The following is a 24,319-nucleotide window of genomic DNA, read 5'->3' on the forward strand; positions in this document are numbered from 1 at the left end:
TTACTTTCTTAACTTAATAAATTTTATATAATCTTCAGGTATGCCAATATCTATAAAATAATCATCAAAAATTTGGGTTTGTATTTTTAATAATTTATAGTTTTCTTGCAAGAACTCTTCAAAAGAAAATTTCTTCTCTAAACTAAATTCATCAAAAATATCTTTTTTGAGTAAGTATATACCACCATTGATTAAACCCTGCTTTTTAAACACCTTTTCTTCAAAAGATGTCACAATACCTTGCTCATCAACATTTACAGTACCATACCGATCAAAATTTTGCATTTGTTTTAAAGCTATACAAATTTTACTATCATTTAAAATAAGCTTTTTTAAATCAACATCAAAGAAAGTATCTCCATTTAAAACATAAACTTGATTTTGTATAAATTCCAAAGCATCTTTTATAGCTCCACCTGTACCCAAAAGCTCTTTTTCGATGTTATAGTGTATTTTCATACCATGAAATTCATCTTTAAAATACTCTTGAATCAGTTCATATTTATACGAAACACTTAGAATAATCTCAGCAATTCCTTGCTTTTTCAAATACTCTAAAACAAAGGCTAAAAAAGGTTTTCCATTAATAGGCGCCATAGGCTTTGGGAGATCTTGCACTACACTTCTAAGCCTAGTGCCAAGACCCCCAGCTAAAACTATAGCTTGCAATCAAACCCCTTGCCAAAAAGCTCTTCTTCTACTATAGCACAGATAATATGCCCTATCAAAATATGTGCTTCTTGAATTCTTGGCGTACAAGATGATGGCACTTTGATACAATAATCACAAAGTTCATTCATAGCTCCGCCACTAGCTCCGGTTAAACCTATGCTTAAAATTCCTTTTTTTTTACAAACATCCAAAGCTTTTAAGATGTTTTTACTATTTCCACTTGTAGAAATTCCTATAAAAACATCCCCACTCACACCTTGAGCTTGCACCTGTCTAGCAAATAAATTTTCATAGCCATAATCATTGCCAATAGCTGTTAATATACTAGTATCCGTTGTTAAAGCTATACTTGCAATACCTGGTCTATCAAAGTAAAATCTACTTACAAACTCCCCTGCTATGTGCTGTGCATCAGCTGCGCTTCCTCCATTGCCTGCTAGTAAGGTTTTATGGCCATTTTTGTAAGCACTGATAACTTTTAAAGATACTTCTTTGATCAAATTGATTATATTATCATCATTTAATATTTTATCTTTAACATCAATCGAATCACTAAAATGAGATTTTATATATAGGTTTAAATTTTCCATGATTTTGCCCCCTCTTTTGTAAAATAAAATTCCTGTACATACCCTTGCTGTTCATTTAAAATTTTTTTAAGCTTATATTTTTTCACAGGATCTACCATAAAAAACATAAATCCTCCAGCACCTGCTCCGCTTGTCTTGCCACTATAAGCACCATTTTCCATAGCTAAATGATAAATCCTTTCAAGCTCATCATTGCTAACAATTTCAGAAATAATCTTTTTTGATTGCCAAGATTTACCTAAAATTTGTGCTATTTTTTCAAAATCAGCTCTAAATAACGCCTCTTTCATATCTAACGCATCTTGTTTTATCGCATGCATGGCATTAAGTGAGTTTTCATCTCCTAGCTTTCCCTTTTTATGCTCCTCTATGTCCTTTGCTTCTCTAGTGATATTTGTAAAATAAAGCAAAACCCTAGCTTCAAGTTCACTTGCTATCCAGTTTTTAATGCGTAAAGGATTGACTATAACTCTTTTTTGATCATAAAATTCCATAAAATTAAATCCACCAAAAGTCGCAGCGTATTGATCTTGTGCACCCCCTACTATAGCCATATCTTCCCTTTCTATCTCATAAGCCAAACGAGCGATTTCATACTCACCTAAAGGAAGATTGAGCCATTCTGCAAATGCTTTGATGATACCTACTACCAAAGTAGAACTACCCCCTAGTCCACTACCACTTGGTACATCTGAATAAGTGTGCAAAGAAAAACTTAAAGGTCTTTTAATATAGTCTTTTATCAAGCGATTATAAATCGCTTTGTAAAGATCTAATTTACCATCATTTTCTAAAAACTCTTTACTTTGATACTCTACTTTTATGCCAGTATCAGAAGAGTCAAAAATGATTTTTTGATCATTTCTTTCTGTCAAAGTACAATGCACATAAAGAGATACTGTCGCATTTAAAACATAACCTGTATATTGATCACAATATAAATTTATATCAGTACCCCCCCCCCCGCTAAACCTAAACGCAAAGGTGTTTGAGAACGGATTATCATGATCTGCTACCTATTAAGTGGGATTCTGCCCATGGAAATTTCTTTTCTCCAATGATTTAATAAATCCTCAAACATTTTTCTAGCTGGAATTTCTGGCTTCCAATTGATATAACTTTTGATTTTAGTATTGTCAAACATTTGATAGTCTGCATCAATAGGACGTAATCTTTCTTCATCTTGCTCCACTTTGATATCTTTTCTTGTAGAAAAACCTAAAAGTATATCAATAACTTCAGGAAGTTTAAAGGCTTCTTCACCGGCTATGTTAAAAGCTTCTCCACAAGGAATATTACCTTTTTCGCTTTCTAATGAAAGTAGATAATAAGCTCTTATAGCATCACGACAATCCTGAAAGGTTCTTACACTAGATAAGTTTCCTACTTTTACAACAGGCTCTTGATACCCTGCTTCGATCAAGGCAATCTGCTTTGCAACAGTGCTTTCAAAAAATACATCAGAGCGCCTTGGACCACTATGAGTTCCCATTCTGGTAACATATGTTTTTATACCATAGGCCTCACCGTAAAATCTTCCTAAATAATCCGTGCCAATTTTACTTATACTATAAGGGCTTGCACCGTGAAAAGTCGTATCTTCATTTAGCTTGACACCCACTTTTGCCCTGCCATAAACTTCACTAGAAGAGCAAACATGCACCACAGGATCGTAACCATCTTTAGCTTTTAATAATCTAATATTTTCTAAAATATTTGCTGTGCCTATGATATTTGTCTGTAGAGTTTCTATAGGTATATCAAAAGAAGTTTTTGGGTAAGATTGTGCGGCTAGATGAAAGATCACATCAGGTCTTTTGCTTTCAAAAAGCTTTTGAATACTTGAGTAATCGTTTAAATCAGCATAAAAAATGCTGATCCTATCTTTTTTGTTTATCCTGTCGCTTAAATGATAGATATTATCCATTGGCTCTTGCCAACGCATCATGCCTATAACATCATAGTCTGTATTTTCTAGTAAAAAATCTGCCATTTGCGAGCCAACTTGCCCTGTAAAACCAGTAACTAATGCTGTTTTTTTCACTTTAACCTCTTAAAACTCTTTTACTATTTTGAAGATAATCTTCATACATTATTTTAACACCCTCTTCAAGCTCTATCTTGTGTTTCCATCCTAAAGAATGAATTTTAGAGCAATCAAGCAATCTATTCATAGGACTATCTGGCTTGCTTATATCAAATTTTATTTCGCCCTTATATTGCGTAATTTTTTTTATCAAAAGAGCTAGCTCGGCAATAGACAAATCACTTCCGGTACCTATATTAATATGCGTATTTTTTATATTATTTTTAGACAAATCACTGAAATTAACATGTTTCATTATATACATACAAGCATCCACTAAATCATCTGAATGTATAAACTCTCTTCTAGTTTTGCCCGTCCCCCAAAGTTCTATATATTCCTCATAAATTCCGTTTGTCTTAAGATAGCTTATTGCTTCGTTTTCATCTTGTAAGTTAAGATCCAATAAAATATCGCCATATTTCTTTTCATTAAGTAGTTTTGCCAAATGAAATTTTCTAAGCATTACTGGTAGCACTCTAGCTGTTTTTAAATTAAAATCAGCTGTTTTTCCATACAAATTAGTTAAAGCAACCGAAATAAAATTGGTATTATATTGCAAATTATAAAATTCACACATTCTAACTCCAGCAATTTTTGCCAAAGCATATGGCTCAGCATTATATTCTAATTCACCAGTAAGCAAACTATCTTCTTTTATGGGATTTTGGGTATATTGTGGATACATCCAAGAACTACCAAAAAAAATTAATTTTTTAACATTTGAAAGATATGAGTTATGAAAAATATTATTCTGTATTGCTAGATTTTCATATAAAATATCAGCTGGAGCCCTAACTCCTAAAGCACTCATTTTAGCTGCCGCAAAAAAAACATATTCTGGCTGATTATCATCGAAAAAATTTTTAACAGCATCAAAATCAAGTAAATCCAACTCTTCTCGAGTCGCATAAATTAAATTATCAAAACCTAAATTTTGTAATTTTTCCATTATGGCACTTCCTGCCGAACCCCTATGACCTGCTATATAAATTCTAGAATTTTTTTCCATATTTTAACCCTTATTTACCGCCAAAACATCTCGATCTGAAAGAATAGGCGAATTTGTTGGCCAATTTATACCAATTCTCTCATCATTCCAAGCATAAGTAAATTGATCATCAGCATCCACATACTCTCCTAAATAAGCACATTTGTAATAATATACAGCACTTTCACTACTTACATAATGAGCATTTCCAAAACCTGCTGGCACTAGGATAATTTGCTGATTATCTTGATTTATAATAAATTTTTCATATTTTAAATAAGTAGGAGAATCTTTCCTACAATCAACAACCACCTGATGCACTTCTCCATAAACACAAGTAGCCAATTTGTAAGTTTTTATATCACCATGAATACCACGAATAACATTGTGTTTAGAGTGTATAAATTTATCATGTATAAATTTTAATCCATTTGGTAAAAGCTTATCTATAGTCCCACTTGTAAAAGCCGTCCAAATCTCACCTCTTAAATCTCTAAATTTATTTGGAGTTACGATATACACTCCTTTTAAAATTTTTGATTCTTGTATATCAAATTCTATAGCCATTTTCATCCTTTATATTTTTCTTTTATATTTTTAGCCAAATCAATAGATCTTTTGATACATACATCCATATTATAGTACTCCCATTCACCAAATCTACCATGAGAATAAATTCCAAGCGAATCTAAATATGAAATTGCACCTGTTTTTGCTTTAGTATAGTTTAAATCAAAAAATACATAAGCATGTTCTGTAACATTATAATCAAGTGGTTTTTTCAAAAATGGTATTTTTTGTCCTTCTTCTACCAATCTATCATAAGGAATTTCACCTATAGCCTCTGTAGTACAGAAATTTCCCTTTGGTTGCACTATAGAACCGGTATTGGAAATTCTATGAAAACCTATGCTTGGATCTGGAATATAACCCCAAGTAATATCCAAACTTCCATCTGTTTCCCAAAAAATATTTGTAACTTTATTGTATTTTAATTTGTTAAAGCAACTTAAAGCTTTAATAGGAATATTTTTTAAGATTTGAGGAATTAAGTCTAATGGGCTTGTATTTATCAAAATATCATATTTTTTCTCGCCATTGACAATCCACTGATTATTTTCTTTTGTAATATCTTTTACATCATAATTTGTAAGGATATCAACACCTTCTCCTATAGCTTCTATAAAAGTGTTTTGATTATTTGTTTTTGGGTAATAAAAAGCAGCATGAGACATTTTATCTGTTATTTTGCCGACTAATGATTTATAAAAACTTTCTTTTGTTGGCACAGGAAGCTTCATTTGTTTTTCATCTTCTATCCATACATTATCCATATTTTTTGGTGCTATGCCCCAAATTTTAGTATTATAAGGTATGAAATACTCTTTTGCCAATGTTAAACCAAAATGATTTATAAACCATTCTTCAAGATTTTTTCCTTTTTCATACGAGGCATTAAACATTTCTTTAGTTATTTGAAAAGCCAAACTGGTATCAAAACTATCTATTTCTTTAATTGAAAATTCTATAGGATATGTAACCCAATTATTTTTAAATAAAATTTCAGCTTTTCGAGGTAAATAGTTCCATTTATCTTTATCTAATACAGTATTAAAGACAAAATCTAAAACATCGTCAAATTTAGAATTAAAACAATGTCCGCCATTAATATGATATGGCTTACCACCAACATCCTTTGTCCTTGCGATACCACCAACATTATTAAACTTTTCCAAAACCTCCACTTCAAAATCATCTTTTAAAAGTCTCGCAATAGACATGCCTGATATGCCAGCTCCAATAATACCTATTTTTCTATTACTCATTTAACTTCCTTTTTTTGATCTTCAGCTTCCTAATCTTAAATAGAAGTTTAACATATCCTCCCTTATACCAAGTTTTATTAGCTTTTATTAAAGCCTCTCCTAGCTTATAGGTTAAACACTCTTTTTCTTTTAAAGCTTCTTTATAATCAGGGTAAGATTCTAAAGGAGGTAGTTTTAAAGAAGGATCTTTTTTTATTTTTTCTTGATAAATTTTTTGTTCTTGTTTGTGTTTATCTTTTATATAAGATAATACAAAAGGCATTCTTATATAACCTAGTAAAGATTTAGAATTAACTATCATAGCTTGTCCTAGTTTATAAGAGAGTTGGTTTTGAATGCGAGATTTGGCTGTACCGTGGTGGGCTTGGAAAGATAGTTTGGATTGAGGCTGATTGAATTGGGTAGCACAATTAGCTTTTGATAAACTATTATAAATACGGTCTAAAAATTTACATTTTTCATCTTCATTTCTAATCACATGAAGATTTTCCAATAAATTTGCAACCAAATAGGAAAATGTTTCTAATTCTATATTACCAATTATTTTATTATAACACAATAAAGAATTTTCATAATCCTTATGGTGGGAATAAACTGCACTTGCAAACAAAAATGAAAAATTGTACTTTTTTTCTTGCAAAGACATTATTTCGGTAATAATATTTTTATAAATATTCAATGGCTCTTTCTGAATAAAACTAAAAATACTTTTTGGATATTTTTTAAATAAAAAACATATATATTTTTCAGCTTGATAATTTTTTCCTTTTCTTAATAAAGTAAAAAATAAAAAAAGCTGGTAAGTAATATTTAATTTATCATGGCTTAATGACTTTCTTATGTAAATATATAATTCATTTATGTCAACTTCAATCTCTATTCCCATTATAAACAAAACAAAATAAGATGCTGCCAACTGGTAATCATGAACTACAATCTTACCTATATTACTTTTTATATACTTATAATAGTCATTTTTACTGCAAAAATCGTATATATGGTTTAGACGGCTACTTTCTGAAACCAAATAAGGTAATATACCAAAAGTGGATTTTGTACTATAAATTAAGCTTGATTTTGAACGAAAATAAAGCTCAAAAAGTATTTGCTCAATATTAGTTTTAAAAGTATACTTATTTACAAAATCGTTCATAGAATATAATTTAAATTTTCTTGGTTGATTGCTATAATGTTTTTTAAGAGAATCCAATAGAGCTAAATCATCTCCACAGATCAAAACATTCTGACGATTCAATTCATAGTCTATAATTGCCAATGCCATTTCTACCGTAACTATATGTCGATATTTATAATTTCTCAACATTATAAATCTAAAATCACTATAGCACATATCAGCACATCTTATATGGATGGATACAAATTCTCCTAATTTCCCTGCCTCATCTATGCCTTTTTGAATGCTATCATTAAAATCCGGCAAGAATTGAATTTCCCTCCAAGCATTTCTAAGCCCTGTTAAATATTCTCCATCTTGCAAACCATCTAAATATATATCAATAAAACCACCTGCAACATACCAACCAAAATCGTGTGAATAAGGTTTTTCTAGCAATCTATCTATAGACATTTTATTTGCGGCTTTATATTGAAAAATACTTCCAGGGTAAGATTTTAACAGTTTCGTATATGAATATTTTTTGATAAAAATGCTTTCAAAAACTTCTTCTTCCAATGGTAAAGACGGCATCACGGTCTTATGTTGTACATTATCATCTTGTTTTATGTGAAACAAAGCATTCCATACAAAACCAAATTTACATCGAAATTTTTTAGATAACCATATTGCATTTAATAAAGCCATTATCCTTGATCCAAAGGCATCCCCTCTAGCTGCTACAAATAATAATGGAAATTTTCGTATATAAAAATTTATTTGTTTTAAATTGTCTCTTTTAATGCAAATTCTTAAATATCTAACAGATATTTTTTCTGATAGTATAAAAATCATAGCATTATCTTTTATTTCACATAATTCACTATCAAAAGAATAAAAAATTAAATTATCTTTGGAATATTCGATATTAACTATATTAGTTTTATTATTTAGTTTTAAAACTATACACTCTAACTTTATTTCTTTTTGTAAATCAAAAAAATATGAATTATTTTCATAGTTTTTATATACAGAACCATCGCTTTTTAAAATATCAATTAAATCTTCTTTTTTCCATATCATATTTTAACCTTCTTCAGCTTCCTAATCTCAAATATAACTTTAACATATCCACCCTTATACCAAGTTTTATTTGCTTTTATAAGAGCTTGTCCTAGTTTATAAGAAAGATGGTTTTTAAATTTTAAAGCTTCTTTATAATCAGGATAAGATTCTAAAGAAGGTAGTTTTAAAGAAGGATCTTTTTTTATTTTTTCTTGATAGATTTTTTGTTCTTGTTTATGAGATAATAGAGTTGATATTATATATACAGGCATAAATAATATACCAAATATATTTTTTGAATTTATTATCATAGTTTGACCTAGTTTATAGGAGAGTTGGTTTTGAATTCTTTGTTTAGCTGTGCCGTGTTGGGATTGGAAAGATAGCCTGAATTGAAGTTGATTAAGTTGGGTTATTTTTTCTTGCATGTTATTTTGCAATTGATTAATTTGATTTATACCAGAATTTATAACTAAATCTTTTTCTTTTATGGTTTTATTTAGAGTATTGTTTAGGTTTTGGATTTGAGTGGTTTGGTTTGCAACGACTTGATTTAATTCCTTTATTTGAGTAGTTTTAGATGTTAATTCTTGAGTTTTAGTGCTTAGAGTATTGTTTAGGTTTTGGATTTGAGTGGTTTGGTTTGCAACGACTTGATTTAATTCCTTTATTTGAGTAGTTTTAGATGTTAATTCTTGAGTTTTAGTGCTTAGAGTATTGTTTAGGTTTTGGATTTGAGTGGTTTGGTTTGCAACGGTTTTATCTTTAGTTTGCAAAAGAGTATTTTTTAACGTAATTATTTGACTTAACCAAATAAAGATATCTTTAGAATTTGCTTCTTTATATAAAATTTTCTTATTTTTATGCACAAATAAATCATGGGTTAATATCACCACTTGATCAAAAAAATCCATGGGATCCTTGCTTAGATTAAAAATTTCCAAACTCCACTGTCTCAAATAATTAAAAAAAGCAATTCTCATTAAATAAGACACTTCGATATTATGAAAAGAAGTTATAAAAGCGCAAAGTTTTTCTATGGTTATAATTTTACTAATGACAACATGATAGCTTTTTACCTCTGAATCGCTTATAAAATATTCTCTCATATAACTTAAATATTCTGACAAATTACTATTTTTTAGAGATTGCATAATGCTATTTTGGCGAATCCTATAATTATATACAACCCTAGGCAATATATAAATATTTTTAGTTTGGGCAAATAAAATCGTACCAAATGCTACATCTTCAAAAATAATTCCATTGGTAAATTTCAATTTTATATTTTCTAAAAAACTAAAATTGATCATGCCTCCCCATGCAAATGCAAATTCATTCTGTTTCGTTGCAATACTTTGTTCTAACCATTCTTTAGGTGTGATAGTTATTTCTTTTAAAAATTGAAAAGAACGCAATCTACTCCATTCTTTTTTATTTTTAGTCTCATCAATAAACATCTCAAAATCAAACCAAACCACATCTACCCCATCCATTCTAGGTACACATTCTTCTATGCAGTTTAATTCCCAATAATCATCAGAATCTAAAAAGATAATATAATCAATAATAGGATAAGTAAATTTTGTTAAATCTTTTTCATCATTAAAAGCTTTATAGCTTTTATATACAGTGTATATTTCATAAGGATTATTACCTTCTATGTTAAATTCTATTAAAGAATTTTCTTTGATAGTTTGGGTTTTGTTTTTGAGTTTGTATTCTCCGCTAAAGTATTCTATGCCCACATTTCTAGCTGTACTTAAACCACCATTTTTTTTATCAAAAAGAGTAATTCTTTTATCTTTTAAAGTATATTCTTTTGCTATGTTTAATGAGTTTTCATCTGTGCTACCATCATTTACAAGTATGATTTCTAAGTTAGTATAAGTTTGATTGATAACACTATCTAAGCATTCTCTTAAATATTTTTCTACATTGTATATAGGGATTACTACACCGACGGTTTTCATGATATTTGACCTTAGATTATTTTTAATATTATATCAAAAACTCTTTTGTAATAGCATCAGCATTCAATTTTTTTTATTTTAAAAAAAAGAATTCCTAAAATTATCCAAAATAAAAGCATTATCACAGAAGGATATTTTAGTGCAGCTGGAGAATTTGGAAAAAACAATAACAACATGAAAATACAACTTAAAATTAATGAAAATAAACTTCTAATTTTATCCATAACTGAGAAACATAAAAATTTAAAATTAATTAAACTGATATACACGAAAGATACAATAATTCCGATAGAAGACATATCAACTACATATAGCAAATATTCTCTTCCGAAAAAAGGTAATATTGCTGATACAATAGCAATAAAAAAACAAATATAAAAAGGGGAGTTATATTGATTTGTTTGTATAAATCGCTTTGAAATAATACCATTTTCACTCAAGGAATAAAGCACCTTGCTTGTTGCTATAAAAAACCCATTTACGCCACTTAAAATAGCACAAAAAACACCCACTGAAAGTATAAACAAACCATAAAAACCAAAATAATTTTCTACACCCTGTCCAACAATCCATATGATCTTTTTAAATTCAGTATAGGGATATGAATAAGCAGCAATCATTAAAACCAATATGTAAATCAAACAACCTATAAGAATAGAAGCACAGACTAGTTGATTAAAAAACCAAGAATTTTTATTTTTTGTATCTTGAATAACTTGAACAGCACAATCGAATCCTACATAAAGCCAAGGAGCTATGGCAACTACCCTTAAAATATTTTGTAAACTAATATCCTGATTTGAAATATAAGTTGCTAAATTTTTCCAAGAAAACTCACTTAACATCATACCTATCACACAAAAAAGAATACTGATGAAAATAATTATTGTGAAAATATTTTGTATATATAGAGCAATCTTAACACCCCTCAGATTGATATATAATACTAATGCTAAAATCAATAAAGATAAAATAATATTATTTAAGTATATAGGTTTATCATTAATGTAATACAAAATATTATTTTGTAGGTAATTAAATTGCAAGTGATCAAATAGTAACGATATAGCTGTTAAATTTAAAGGTATGATACACAAATATGCTAAAATCAAAAACCATCCACAAACAAATCCATGTTTTTTTCCAAAAAAATGTAAAGTATATAAAAATTCTCCTCCAGTCTGAGGAAACATTTGAGAAAGTTTAAAATAGTTTGTTGCAATAATAATTATAAATAATGCCCCTAGCAACAAACCTACTATAGAATTTATAAGACCCATATCTAAAAACAATAAGCCCGGTAAAGCAAATGCTCCCCAGCCAATAATACAACCTATACAAAAAAATAATATATTATAATTTAAAAACATCACTTCTCCACATTTGACCTAACTTTAAGTCCCATTCAGCAGGCTCTATTTTAGCTTTTCCACAATTTGGCGTAAATGTAAGCTCACCTATATAAATTTTAGAATCCACCAAATACATATCCACTCTGATATAATCAAAATCAATAGATAGTAATGATGCCAATTTTAACATTTTTTTTAATTTATATGGTTTTTGAATTTCTTTAGAGTCTCGTTTATTGAGATACATAATGGGAAATATTTTCCAGTCAGGATAATATAAATTATTGCAAGTATGAGCAGAATTGGCTACTTGTATAAATTGTGTCTTATGGTTAAAAACATGAAACCTATAATCTTTCAAATCATTGTTTTTTTGGCTTAAATTTTCTTCTATAAATATTCTAGGAGTTATATTTTTATAATGCCATTCTTTTGAAACATCATAATAGTTCCTATCCAAATGTTTCTGTAGTTTAGTTAAAGACTCTATTTTTTTGCTAGAATCTGCCAAAAACTCTGCCTTATTGTTAACAACCACAACTCCACCCCAATCATGGTTTGTCTTTATAACAAAAGAATTAGGCAGAAAGTCAAAATCAATCTCATCTGTATGCTTGTATATACCATATATTTCCGGTAGATAACTGCATTTATTAGTATTTTTGAGTTCTTCAGATAATTCATCTATATTTTTCGATAAAAGCTTGTAAATCTGTCCATTTGATATATCATACTCCAAGATAAATTGTATATAAAGCCTTACTTTGATTTTATCTGCTAAAAAAGTGTAAATATCTCTTCTGTCAAATAAAATCCTATGTATTATTTTCTCATTAAATGTCTTGGGGTTGCGAAAATCTGGTTTATAATGAAAAAAACTCTCATGTCTTTTTATAAAATATTGCTCATCTAATCCTAACGCTAACCTATCCCCCCCCCTTATACTTCTTGTTGTATCTTTTTTATTACTATCTCTATTCTTATACAATATCAAACTATTCTTCATTGTTTTTTGTTTATATATTTTTCTTAGCTCAAACAAAAATCTAACATATCCACCCTTATACCAAGTTTTATTTGCTTTTATAAGAGCTTGTCCTAGTTTATAAGAAAGATGGTTTTTAAATTTTAAAGCTTCTTTATAATCAGGATAAGATTCTAAAGAAGGTAGTTTTAAAGAAGGATCTTTTTTTATTTTTTCTTGATAGATTTTTTGTTCTTGTTTATGAGATAATAGAGTTGATATTATATATACAGGCATAAATAATATACCAAATATATTTTTCGAATTTACTATCATAGTTTGTCCGAGTTTATAGGAAAGTTGGTTTTGAATTCTTTGTTTAGCTGTGCCGTGTTGGGATTGGAAAGATAATTTAGATTGAAGTTGGTTAAGTTGGACTGAATTTTTTTGCATATTGTTTTGCAATATTCGATGTAAGCCTACAAAAGTTTTTATAAAATTAATAAAACCACTCAAATGCATAGGATCTTGTTTGTAACTAAATTTTAACTTTAAAATTTGCTCACTCAAATTTCCAATAAACAAATAATATAAATCAGAGTGTAAATTATTTTTTATATTATGCGAATGCATAACGTTTAAAATAATTTGTATCCAACTATATATACTATAATACTCTTTAGCTGTTTTGATTTCAAAATAACTAAGCAATTCCTGTATATAGAAAGGTATTTCATCTTTAAGATTATTTTTAAAATTTCTTACAGTTGTTGCACCATTTCGAATACGATATACCAATAATTTCTTAGATAATAAATAAATATAACTACTTTGCGCAAATAGCAAAAAACCGAAATGTACATCTTGGTGAAAAATGCCATCAATAAATTTCAAATCGATATTTTTAAGAAATCTAAAATTTATCACACCTTGCCAAACAAACGCAAAGTGCCCAATATGTTTATATCGTTCTAACCATAATTTTGAACTAATTTTTTTACTACCACTATTTCTATTATACCCTAAGAACCAAGTCCAATCATTTTTCTGATCCAAAAATCCAGATTCATATATTTTATTATAATCAAACCAAACCACATCTACCCCATCCATTCTAGGTACACATTCTTCTATGCAGTTTAATTCCCAATAATCATCAGAATCTAAAAAGATAATATAATCTATAATAGGATAAGTAAAGCTTGTTAAATCTTGTTCATTATTAAAAGCTTTATAGCTTTTATATACAGTATATATTTCATAAGGATTATTACCCTCTATATTAAATTCTATTAAAGAATTTTCTTTTATAGTTTGAGTTTTGTTTTTGAGTTTATATTCTCCACTAAAATATTCTATCCCTACATTTCTAGCTGTACTTTGTCCACCATTTTTTTTATCAAAAAGAGTGATTCTTTTATCTTTTAGAGTATATTCTTTTGCAATATTGAGCGAGTTTTCATCTGTACTACCATCATTTACTAGTATGATTTCTAAGTTAGTATAAGTTTGATTGATTACACTATCTAAGCATTCTCTTAAATATTTTTCTACATTGTAGATAGGGATTACTACACCGATGGTTTTAGTTTGCATTGTTAATACCTTTATATAATTAGATACCTCCAAGCAAATCGAAGAAACATTTAGCGGGTCATTTTTATACTTAAAAATGGGTTTTGCTAAAGAAAAATAATATTTTACAAATTCTCGCATTAATAAACAACGATAATAACTTAAATGACTATTTTGCAAAAATAATTTCATTTGATTATTTAACAAAACCCAACTTGCAACTCTAAAATACTCTTTTGTTCGTTCCGGATCTTTATCAAAGCTATAATACACAGTTTGTAAAAAAAGCGGAATATTACTAGCTGTAACTTTTTTATCGTGATTCATTGTGCTATTTGGTCTTACCCTGTTTCTATACATTTGCTTAGGAAGTATATAAATTTTACTAACTTGCATAAATAATAAAATTCCAAATAAGTTATCTTCTAAAATTGCATAATCATAATGTTTTAATTTTATGTTTTTAAGAAAGTTAAAATCTATCATTCCCATTACTGTAAACCAAAAACTTTTTCTTCCCATTTGAAGCGTTTTAGATGCCCATTCTTCACTACTTATTTGACACTCCTTATCAAAGTTATAATACTCAAACAATGTTGGCTGTCTTGTTTCTGGAATGTTTACATTATCATATAAGTGCTTATTGGCAAACCAAACCACATCTACCCCATCCATTCTAGGTACACATTCTTCTATACAGTTTAATTCCCAATAATCATCAGAATCTAAAAAGATAATATAATCAATAATAGGATAAGTAAATTTTGTTAGATCTTTTTCGTTGTTAAAAGCTTTGTAACTTTTATATACAGTGTATATTTCATAAGGATTATTACCTTCTATGTTAAATTCTATTAAAGAATTTTCTTTGATGGTTTGGGTTTTATTTTTGAGTTTGTATTCTCCACTAAAGTATTCTATGCCCACATTTCTAGCTGTGCTTTGTCCACCATTTTTCTTATCAAAAAGAGTGATTCTTTTATCTTTTAGAGTATATTCTTTTGCAATATTAAGTGAGTTTTCATCTGTACTACCATCATTTACTAGTATGATTTCTAAGTTAGTATAAGTTTGATTGATTACACTATCTAAACATTCTTTTAGATATTTTTCTACATTATATATGGGGATTACTACGCCTACGGTTTTAGTTTGCATTGTTAATACCTTTATATATCGCTTGTATAAATATCGCTTGTATAGACTTTATCTCTATAAGTAGTAAGTTGTTTATCTAGTCTATTTGCAACAATCATTTCAATTCTATTTATAAATTTCTCAAAATCATTCTCAATCTCACAACCATTAAATTGCTTGCTATCTATCAATGGTTCATATATAACAACTTGCTTATATTTTTGAATTTCATTTATTAAATCCAACATTACAGAATTTCTAAAATTGTCTGATTCATGCTTCATGATCAATCGATAAAATCCTACAGTATCTACCTCTTTAGATAAAATTTCCTGTATAATAAATTTTTTTCTTAAATCATTGGTTTGAACTATAGCTTGAATTAATGCGTTGGGAATGTCTTTAAAATTTGATAACAACTGCTTGCTATCCTTGGGAAGACAATAACCCCCATAGCCAAAACTAGGGTTGTTATAATAATTACCAATCCTTGGATCTGCACAAACGCCTGATATTATATCTTCCGTGTTTAGCTTGTTACTTTTAGCAAATGTATCTAGCTCATTAAAAAAGCCAACTCTCATTGCAAGATAAGTATTTGAAAAAAGCTTTACACTCTCAGCTTCGCTAGAGTCCATAAATAATACAGGAGTATTCTCTTTTAAAACAGAACTACTAAAAATCTTTGCAACATTATGAGCATTCTCTCCTTTACTACCGATAATAATCCTACTTGGATATAAATTATCATACAAAGCATTACCTTCTCGTAAAAACTCTGGACAAAATATAATATCCTTAACAGCAAAAGTCATTTTTAAATATTTTGTATAGCCTATAGGAATAGTACTTTTAATTATAACTATAGCATCTTTATTAAATTTTACAATATCAAACATAACACTTTCGATACTTTTAGTATCAAAATATTGTGTATTTTCATCATAATTTGTAGGTGTGGCAATGATAATATAATCACAATTTTCATAAGCATTTTTTTTATCCAATGTAGCATAAATCTTATTATCATTTGTAAGATATTCTTCAATCATTTTATCTTTGATAGGCGATTGCTTTCGATTAATTTGCTTAATTTTATTTGCATCCACATCTAATATCACAACATTATTATTTTTGCACAACACTAATGCATTCGCTAGACCTACATACCCAGCACCAACAACACAAATTTTCACTTAACTTCCTTGTAATTTCCTAATCTCAAACCATAGTTTAACATATCCACCCTTATACCAAGTTTTATTTGCTTTTATCAAAGACTCTCCTAGTTTATAAGTAAAACATTCTTTTTCTTTTAAAGCTTCTTTGTAATCAGGATACGATTCTAAAGGAGGTAGTTTTAAAGAAGGATCTTTTTTGATTTTTTCTTGATAGATTTTTTGTTCTTGTTTGTGTTTATCTTTTATATAAGATAATACAAAAGGCATTCTTATATAACCTAGTATAGATTTTGAATTTATTATCATAGCTTGTCCTAACTTATAGGAAAGTTGGTTTTGAATGCGGGATTTGGCTGTGCCGTATTTGGATTGGAAAGATAAAGGATTAGCTTGTAAACTTCTCAAATATAATCTATCCCTTATGTCCATATACATTTTACCAAAATCCAAATTTAAAATCTTTAAAAAGATACCAGAAAGAGTATTTTTGCAAATTAGAAAATCTTCAATATTTAGATTTTTATAGCTATAAGGAGTCCAACTGTTATGTAGCATTAACAACCCTGCTTCATTTTCTAAAACAAAATCACTATAATCATTTAAAAAATAAAATTCTTGATAATTTACAATCGCATTTCCTTCCTTGTTTTCATCTTTTGTTCTCCAAAAGGCTTCCATAATTACCTTATTCTTTACTCTATTAAAAATAACAACTTCATTTTTATTGTTTTTAAATGTTTCAATATTAGGATTTAATGGTCCGTTTCCAAGATAATAATAAGCTTCAAATTGTCTTAGGTCACCATTTGATTCTTTAATTTTTCTATAATTTAATATTCTTTTTTGGCATTCTTGAAACCAATTAAAACAAATAATAGAACCTTTTTTTGCTTTAAGCACACCTATGTGACTCGAAAAAATAGAAAAGTTACTAGGATTCTCGAAAAAATATTTAATCTTGGAAGATGTAATAATTGTGTCAGCATCAAGCCAAATTCCACCGTATAAATATAGCACCGCTGCCCTAATAGCATCTGCCTGCTTTGGAAGTGAAAAATTTTCATACAAGCTTTCATCATAAAAATCTTTTGGTAAGAAATTATGCAAATTTGAATAGTCAAGTATAACAACCCTATAGTCTGAAAAAAAAACTTTCCAAGTTTCTATGCAAAGTTTTACATATCCGGGCATCTTATCTTTAGGCTCCCAAAATGTCCAAATTGTTTTATCATTTATCATATTTTATTACCTTATAAATTCTCTCACAACACTTACCATCTTTAAAAGCAAAAGTTGAATCTATATTATCCTTATAAATACCAAAAGGATTGCAATCATTCTGCAGTAAGTTTTCAAGCTCTTTTAATAAACTTTCTTCGTCTTCTACAACAGGACCAAAACCATCTTTTTTATAATCAAAATATCCTTTTTGATAAGTATGAGAATTAAAAAATTCCTCATGATCAAATTGATAATAAATCACTGGTTTGTTTAGATACGCCATCTCAAAAGCTACACTAGAATAATCAGTTATCATTAAAGATGAATTACAAAATAATTCTTGTAAGCTTTCATTGTGATTGGCTATTTTAACATAAGAAGGGATATTGAAGTCTTTTAAATAGGGGATAATATTGGGATGAGGATTGAAAACTATAGTATAATCATATTTTTCACATAATTTTTGCAAGATATTGCTATTTAATAATAAATTCCATTTTTGAAAATATTCACTCTGTGTAAAATCACTTTGCAACCCTCTTTTGCTAGAACCTAAAGCTACACCAACGATATTTGCTCTCCATGTAGGCATTATAATAATTTGCCGAGCATTACACTGATTATTTTTCAATAAAGCGTCATGCCTTGCAAGACCTGTTAAAACCACTTCTTTTTTTCCAAATTTATAGTGATTATAATCATTTGCTATAGAATCATATTCGGCCTTTGTTGAAGTTATAAACAAGTCTATCTTTTTAGAATTAAGCCACTTAGAAAGATCATCTTTTATTACCCCATGTTGCAAAAAAATAAATTGCTGTCTAGGTGTAATATATCTTATCAAATACTCATCAGAATGGGAGCTAATAACCTTTGAAGCTTTTTTTATAATTCTTTCAAACTCAAAACTTCCAAATTCTACTAGATCAAATCCTTCTTTTTTCAATCTTTCCCAATCTGAACTTTCTTTTCTTAATGCAAAAACTATTTCTTGTTCTGGATGATTTTGCATTATATATCTATATAAATGCTCTGCGTTATCATCTGCTTCATAGTCTCTATCAGCAAAAAGCCAAATATTACTTTTTGGTAATCTTTTTTGAAATTCTTGTCTGATATCTTTGATATTTATACTTTGATAGTGTTTGCCATTAAAACTTATTTTACTTTGCTCTCCGTAGATAAAATTTTCCAACTTATCTTTAGCGTTTTTTGGAATATGAGCCCATAATCTTTTTTGATAGCAAAACACTCTATCTAAAAAATCATACTTAACTATCTTTTTATAATCTGCATATACTTCCTCTCCATCTACAAGAATACTTTCTATGTCCTCATCATCTCCAGTGTAATAAGTAAGTAAAATTTGCTCTTTATAAGGGTTATAATCTTCTATATAAGCTATTTGAAATGGTGGTTTTTCATTTTTAAAGCAATTTAAAATTCCTACTTTATGGAAAAACCAGCAGCTTGCTAAGTTAAATTTCATTATGGTGTCATTATCTATATAAGAAAAATTTTCATCTAGCAATTCTAAATATCTCTGTTTTTCATCCTTATCCATGAAATATAATTTTTCGGGCGAATTAATAAGAAATTTAATTTGCCAAACAAAATGATATAAACAAACACTTTGAATAAAAATATTATAAAATTTATTCTCTTGCAAAAGTTTTAAGCAACCTCTACGTGAAACTAATAAATATAAATCGGAATATTTATTAGAATTATCTAAAGTAGAATTTCCCTCACCTCTTTTTCTATAAAAATATTTTACTGTTGGCAAGAAAGCACTTTTTAAATTGATATTTTTTAATAAATACTCATTTATAAATTTAGCATCTTCAAAATTGGGTTTTAGTTTTTCATCAAATAATAATTTATCAAGATATCCAATATTCATAAAACAACTAGCAGCAGATAATTGTATAAAGCTATCAAGATTATAATTTTCTTTAACTTGTACACCGCTTTTGAATTTAAAATTTAATGGATGATTATCTTTATGTATTTTTTGCTTTTCATAATAAAAAATTATATTACACCCTATCATGCAAATATCATCATCTTGGTGAGTTGCTAAAAACTTATCTACTTCGTAAAAATAATTTCTATCCAAAAAATCATCTGGATCGGTGAAAGTAACCCAAGGGGTTTTATAATGATTTTCTTGCATATATTTTAAGCCTAAATTTCTAGCACTAGCTTGTCCGTCATTTTCTTTGTAAAGATAGACGATATTTTTAGGATATTTCTTTTGGTATTTTTTAATTATTTGTGCAGAATTATCAGTAGAGCCATCATCTACAAGTATCATAAAAATGTTTTTTTTAAAGTCAAGTCTTTGGTTTATTATGGATTTAAAATAATCGTCTAAATATTTTTCTACATTATATACAGCTGAGATTATTACATACTGGGAAAAGCCTTTGTATTTTTTAGGAAGATATTTTTTATAAGTATTATTTAGCCACAAGGATTTTTTTTCTATAGCATCTTTGAAAAATAGTTTTGGATTCGTTCTAAGTTTTCTTAACTTTTTAGAATTTAAAATCATATATCAGCCTTTTAATTTTAAGCTTGCATTATACAACATTTGAATTAATCGCTGATTTCTTAAGCTTAAAGCCCTTTGATAATCCTTATAAAATTCCAAAGGCAATCTTTTATTTAAAACATCTCTTTTAATATCTTTTTTATATCTTCTCACTTCTTTTTGATGTTGTACAGATACCTTAACAACACTAAAAGCTAATGTTAATTTCATTATACCTTTTTTTCTAGAAATTTCTTTTGCAATTTTATAAGAAAGATATTCTTTCACTCTGCTAACTGCACCTAAGGGTTGATTTTGTATATATATTTTTAAATTTTTGGCGTATTTTTTTAGATACAATGGATCTTTATCAAATTTTTGTAAAGTTAAAGCTTTATTGCAAACTACTGGTAAAAAATGCTGTTTAACTTCATCGCTTAAATGATGCTTAGAATGGATAAATTTTATAAATTCTAGTGCGATTTGCATCCAGCTTGTAGTCTCATAATACAATCTTGCCTTGTTCAAATTTTCAAAAATATCAATCTTTTTCAAATGCGAATCAGGATGTATCGCCCATTTTTTACGGGTAAAATTCATAGAGCTTGACTCTCGTAAACGATAAATATATATTTGCTTTGGAAGTATATAAATATTTTTACTCAAAGCAAACAATAACACCCCAAAATGACAATCTTCCGCAAATATCCCCTTGATAAATTTTAGTTTTATGTTTTTAAGAAAAGTAAAATTTACCATACCTTGCCAAGCAAACCAAAAATAAAAAAGTCTTCTTTCCTTAGCTCGATCAAGCCATTCTTTTGAAGTGATAATCACTTCATTTTTATAATCAAAGTGAGTCATTTGGCTAAGATGTTTTCTTTTGACTTTATCATACACCGCTCTATAATCAAACCAAACCACATCTACCCCATCCATTCTAGGTACACATTCTTCTATGCAGTTTAATTCCCAATAATCATCAGAATCTAAAAAGATAATATAATCAATAATAGGATAAGTAAATTTTGTTAAATCTTTTTCATCATTAAAAGCTTTATAGCTTTTATATACAGTGTATATTTCATAAGGATTATTACCTTCTATGTTAAATTCTATTAAAGAATTTTCTTTGATAGTTTGGGTTTTGTTTTTGAGTTTATATTCTCCACTAAAATATTCTATCCCTACATTTCTAGCTGTACTTTGTCCACCATTTTTTTTATCAAAAAGAGTGATTCTTTTATCTTTTAGAGTATATTCTTTTGCAATATTGAGCGAGTTTTCATCTGTACTACCATCATTTACTAGTATGATTTCTAAGTTAGTATAAGTTTGATTGATTACACTATCTAAGCATTCTCTTAAATATTTTTCTACATTGTATATAGGGATTACTACACCGACGGTTTTAGTTTGCATTGTTATGTCTTTTATAAAATTTAGAATCTTTAAAAAAATCCCTAGGATTAAAAAATAATTTTCTTGCTAAACGATAAAATTTAGTCTGTGAAATCAAACTTAATAAGAAATTTAAACCCAGAAATTCTAAAATTTTGGAAAAAAATCTCACCCTTTTTATCTCATACAAATAAGGCTTATAAACAAAAGATTTTAAAGAATAATACTCTTTGTCATAATTTCCCAACATAAGCATTTTTTTCTTATTAAAAATAATTTGATAAAAATCATCATTTTTGGCAAAACTATAAAGTTCATTTTTTAAATAAAAAACAATTTTATACAAATCATCATCTTTATCAAATCCTAATTTCTGGATAAAAGTAAAAATTTTCTTCTTTTCTTCAAATTTCAAAGAAGTGATGTAAGCTTGCATTTCTTTAATTTGTAATTTATCTAAATCAATATCCCAATGCTTTCTATCATAAAGCCCATTGGCATCTTTATAAAACAACCAAGAATCAGGCAAAATTCCAGACTCAAAATACACACAAAGATAGTTTTTAAAAATTTTGTGCAAATCTTCGTTGTATATATTTTTATCTAGTAAAATTTTATCGAATTTTTCTTCTTGTAAATAAATTTCAATTTCTTTTTTACTTTGATAAGCAAGCTCATCTAAGCTTTTATAAACAAACTTGCCCAAATAAACGCTCAAAGCTCTAAAATTATATTTTTTATTTGCAATAACTAAAATTTTAGTATTTTTTACACTTGAAATTTGCAAAGGATCTATAGAATAATCTTTTATTTTTTTCAAGTGTTTGTAAAATAACTTATGATTTTTATGCTTTTTATCCATATAACCATTTTGATTTGGCTCTATATGCCAAAGATGGTACATATAAATTCCATAAAAACATAGCTCATAACCAAGTAAAGAAAACCAAGAACGAAAACCTTTAAAGTTATAAAAATTCCAATTTCTAGAATCATAATTTAAATTTAAAGGAATCTTCTCAAATTTTAAACAAGAGTTTAAAACTCTAGCAAAAAGATCAAAATCTTCATAGCCATGACCTATAAAATTTTCATCATTTCCGCCAATTTCTAAAAATTTATGTCGATTGATAATCAAACCCGAAGTCGAACTCGGAGCAAAAAACTTAACAAGAAAATTTTTTCCACTGATTAAATCTTCTTGAATCAATACATCCCATAAATCCATTGGATATTCTCTTAAAATTTCGCTAGCCTCTTGCGTTAAATATACTACAGGCAATACTAAAAGAGCACTGGGGTTGTTTAAAATATTTTTGATTTTTATAAGTTTTAAAATTTTTTCAAGACTATCAAAAGAAATAAAACAATCAAGATCTAAAAACAAAAGTACGCTAGCATTGGCATAACTAGCACCAAAATTTCGACATTTGCCTTGAGAAAAATACTCTTCTTGACTCTCATCTTTGAGATAAATGTGATTGTTTTTTAGAATACATGTCTTAAGATTATGCTCTTGCGAAGAATAACCCTCGACAAATATAAATTCTATCTTTTCATCAGTTTTAAAACACTGTGCCTTTTCATAAACTCTTTCCTGTATATAAGAGCGTTCTTTACTCAAACCAAAAGGTATTATCACAGATAATAAGGGCATAAATATTACACATTCCCTATCGCATAAAGCTGTATGATACCTACTACTTTATCTTCTTTAGAAACAACAATTTCTTTGATTTTATACTTTAGCATGATCTCTTCTGCCTCACTTGCCATAGCATCAGCATCGACCACTTTAGGATTTATACTCATGATCTCTTTAGCTTTAAAATCAAATCTTGGTTTATCATTAGCCTTTAAAGCGCGGCGCAAATCCCCATCGGTTATAATGCCTACTAACTTTTCATTTTCAAGCACCAAACAAAGTCCTAATTTCCCACTTGTCATCACATCAACAAGATCATTAAATTCAGTATCAGGATGAACTATAGGAAGATTTTTAGATACCATTAGATCACTTACCCTAGTTAAAAGCTTTCTACCCAAACTTCCACCTGGATGAAAAAGAGCAAAATCATCAGGTCTAAAATTTCTAGCCTTCATCAAAGCAGCTGCTAAAGCATCGCCCATTACCAAAGTAGCAGTTGTCGAAGACATCGGAGCAAGTTGCAAAGGGCATGCTTCTTCTTTTACAGATATATTTAAAAAAATATCCCCTTGTTTTACAAGAGTAGAGTTTTTCTTTCCGCACATGGCTATAAGAGGGATTTTACGTTTTTTAATCGCAGGGATGATTTTTAAAATCTCTTCAGTCTCGCCTGAATTTGAAATAGCGATCAAAACATCATCAGGAGTAAGCATCCCAAGATCCCCATGCAAAGCCTCTCCAGGATGGATAAAAAAGCTTGGAGTTCCTGTGCTTGCTAAAGTCGCAGCTATCTTAGCTCCTATATGGCCTGATTTACCCATGCCACTGACTATGCAACGCCCCTTTGTATGGAGCATAAGTTCTATGGCTTTAGAAAAATTTTCATCCAAATTTAAAGCCAAATCCTCTATAGCCTTAGCCTCTGTCGCAAAAACTTCTTTAGCTATCTTTAAAGCATCAATTTTCATTGTATATCATCCTAAAATC

General features: G+C 28.4%; 15 protein-coding genes and 2 pseudogenes. All 17 read right to left on the reverse strand.

Annotated elements, in window-relative coordinates:
• The 17 genes and pseudogenes from KAR88_RS07065 to KAR88_RS07160 all read right to left on the reverse strand — a co-directional run bounded on the left by KAR88_RS07065 (position 1) and on the right by KAR88_RS07160 (position 24,294).
• Positions 1-669: a nucleotidyltransferase family protein gene (locus KAR88_RS07065; RefSeq protein ID WP_192801287.1), complete on the reverse strand. Its 669-nt coding sequence runs from the start codon at positions 667-669 to the stop codon at positions 1-3.
• Entirely contained in the window at positions 657-1,262 is a 606-nt protein-coding gene (locus KAR88_RS07070) for a D-sedoheptulose 7-phosphate isomerase (RefSeq protein ID WP_192801288.1), read from the reverse strand. Before KAR88_RS07070 ends, KAR88_RS07065 begins: the two co-directional genes overlap by 13 nt.
• Positions 1,250-2,271 (reverse strand): annotated as a pseudogene (locus KAR88_RS07075) (dehydrogenase). The gene KAR88_RS07070 and the pseudogene KAR88_RS07075 overlap by 13 nt, the downstream one beginning before the upstream one ends.
• 3 nt (positions 2,272-2,274) lie before the next feature.
• Complete coding sequence (locus KAR88_RS07080) at positions 2,275-3,306, reverse strand: GDP-mannose 4,6-dehydratase (RefSeq protein ID WP_002835532.1); 1,032 nt, start codon at positions 3,304-3,306, stop codon at positions 2,275-2,277.
• 1 nt (position 3,307) lies between these two features.
• On the reverse strand, positions 3,308-4,360 hold the full coding sequence (locus KAR88_RS07085) for a GDP-L-fucose synthase (RefSeq protein ID WP_002830390.1): 1,053 nt from the start codon (positions 4,358-4,360) through the stop codon (positions 3,308-3,310).
• Between the two features lie 3 nt (positions 4,361-4,363).
• Complete coding sequence (locus KAR88_RS07090) at positions 4,364-4,906, reverse strand: dTDP-4-dehydrorhamnose 3,5-epimerase family protein (RefSeq protein ID WP_002830392.1); 543 nt, start codon at positions 4,904-4,906, stop codon at positions 4,364-4,366.
• A gap of 2 nt (positions 4,907-4,908) precedes the next feature.
• Positions 4,909-6,165, reverse strand: a complete 1,257-nt coding sequence (locus KAR88_RS07095) for an NAD(P)-binding protein (protein WP_002830393.1) — start codon at positions 6,163-6,165, stop codon at positions 4,909-4,911.
• A complete protein-coding gene (locus tag KAR88_RS08900; RefSeq protein WP_223213131.1) occupies positions 6,158-8,362 on the reverse strand; it encodes a hypothetical protein in 2,205 nt (734 codons plus the stop codon). The genes KAR88_RS07095 and KAR88_RS08900 overlap by 8 nt, the downstream gene beginning before the upstream one ends.
• A gap of 1,136 nt (positions 8,363-9,498) precedes the next feature.
• A pseudogene (locus tag KAR88_RS07110) lies at positions 9,499-10,317 on the reverse strand (glycosyltransferase family 2 protein); the annotation flags it as partial.
• Positions 10,318-10,373: 56 nt separating this feature from the next.
• The gene (locus KAR88_RS07115) at positions 10,374-11,687 is read right to left on the reverse strand and encodes an APC family permease (protein ID WP_002830372.1); all 1,314 of its coding nucleotides are present in this window, start codon (positions 11,685-11,687) and stop codon (positions 10,374-10,376) included.
• Positions 11,671-15,366 carry a glycosyltransferase gene (locus KAR88_RS08905; protein WP_225982207.1) on the reverse strand — a complete coding sequence of 1,232 codons (3,696 nt, stop codon included), beginning with the start codon at positions 15,364-15,366 and terminating at the stop codon, positions 11,671-11,673. Before KAR88_RS08905 ends, KAR88_RS07115 begins: the two co-directional genes overlap by 17 nt.
• A gap of 11 nt (positions 15,367-15,377) precedes the next feature.
• Complete coding sequence (locus KAR88_RS07135; protein ID WP_002835080.1) at positions 15,378-16,541, reverse strand: nucleotide sugar dehydrogenase; 1,164 nt, start codon at positions 16,539-16,541, stop codon at positions 15,378-15,380.
• On the reverse strand, positions 16,542-17,765 hold the full coding sequence (locus tag KAR88_RS07140) for a capsular polysaccharide synthesis protein (protein ID WP_192801289.1): 1,224 nt from the start codon (positions 17,763-17,765) through the stop codon (positions 16,542-16,544).
• Positions 17,755-20,304, reverse strand: coding sequence for a CDP-glycerol glycerophosphotransferase family protein (locus KAR88_RS07145; RefSeq protein ID WP_192801290.1), 2,550 nt, complete (start codon positions 20,302-20,304; stop codon positions 17,755-17,757). The genes KAR88_RS07140 and KAR88_RS07145 overlap by 11 nt, the downstream gene beginning before the upstream one ends.
• Positions 20,305-20,307: 3 nt before the next feature.
• Positions 20,308-21,705 carry a glycosyltransferase family 2 protein gene (locus tag KAR88_RS07150; protein ID WP_070294882.1) on the reverse strand — a complete coding sequence of 466 codons (1,398 nt, stop codon included), beginning with the start codon at positions 21,703-21,705 and terminating at the stop codon, positions 20,308-20,310.
• The gene (locus KAR88_RS07155) at positions 21,695-23,341 is read right to left on the reverse strand and encodes a galactosyltransferase-related protein (RefSeq protein WP_192801291.1); all 1,647 of its coding nucleotides are present in this window, start codon (positions 23,339-23,341) and stop codon (positions 21,695-21,697) included. The genes KAR88_RS07150 and KAR88_RS07155 overlap by 11 nt, the downstream gene beginning before the upstream one ends.
• Before the next feature lie 5 nt (positions 23,342-23,346).
• Complete coding sequence (locus KAR88_RS07160) at positions 23,347-24,294, reverse strand: KpsF/GutQ family sugar-phosphate isomerase (protein WP_023362160.1); 948 nt, start codon at positions 24,292-24,294, stop codon at positions 23,347-23,349.
• Between the last annotated feature and the right edge of the window lie 25 nt (positions 24,295-24,319).

It is taken from the genome of Campylobacter sp. JH23 (assembly GCF_017846595.1).
In the GTDB taxonomy this organism is placed as follows: Bacteria; Campylobacterota; Campylobacteria; order Campylobacterales; family Campylobacteraceae; genus Campylobacter_D; species Campylobacter_D coli.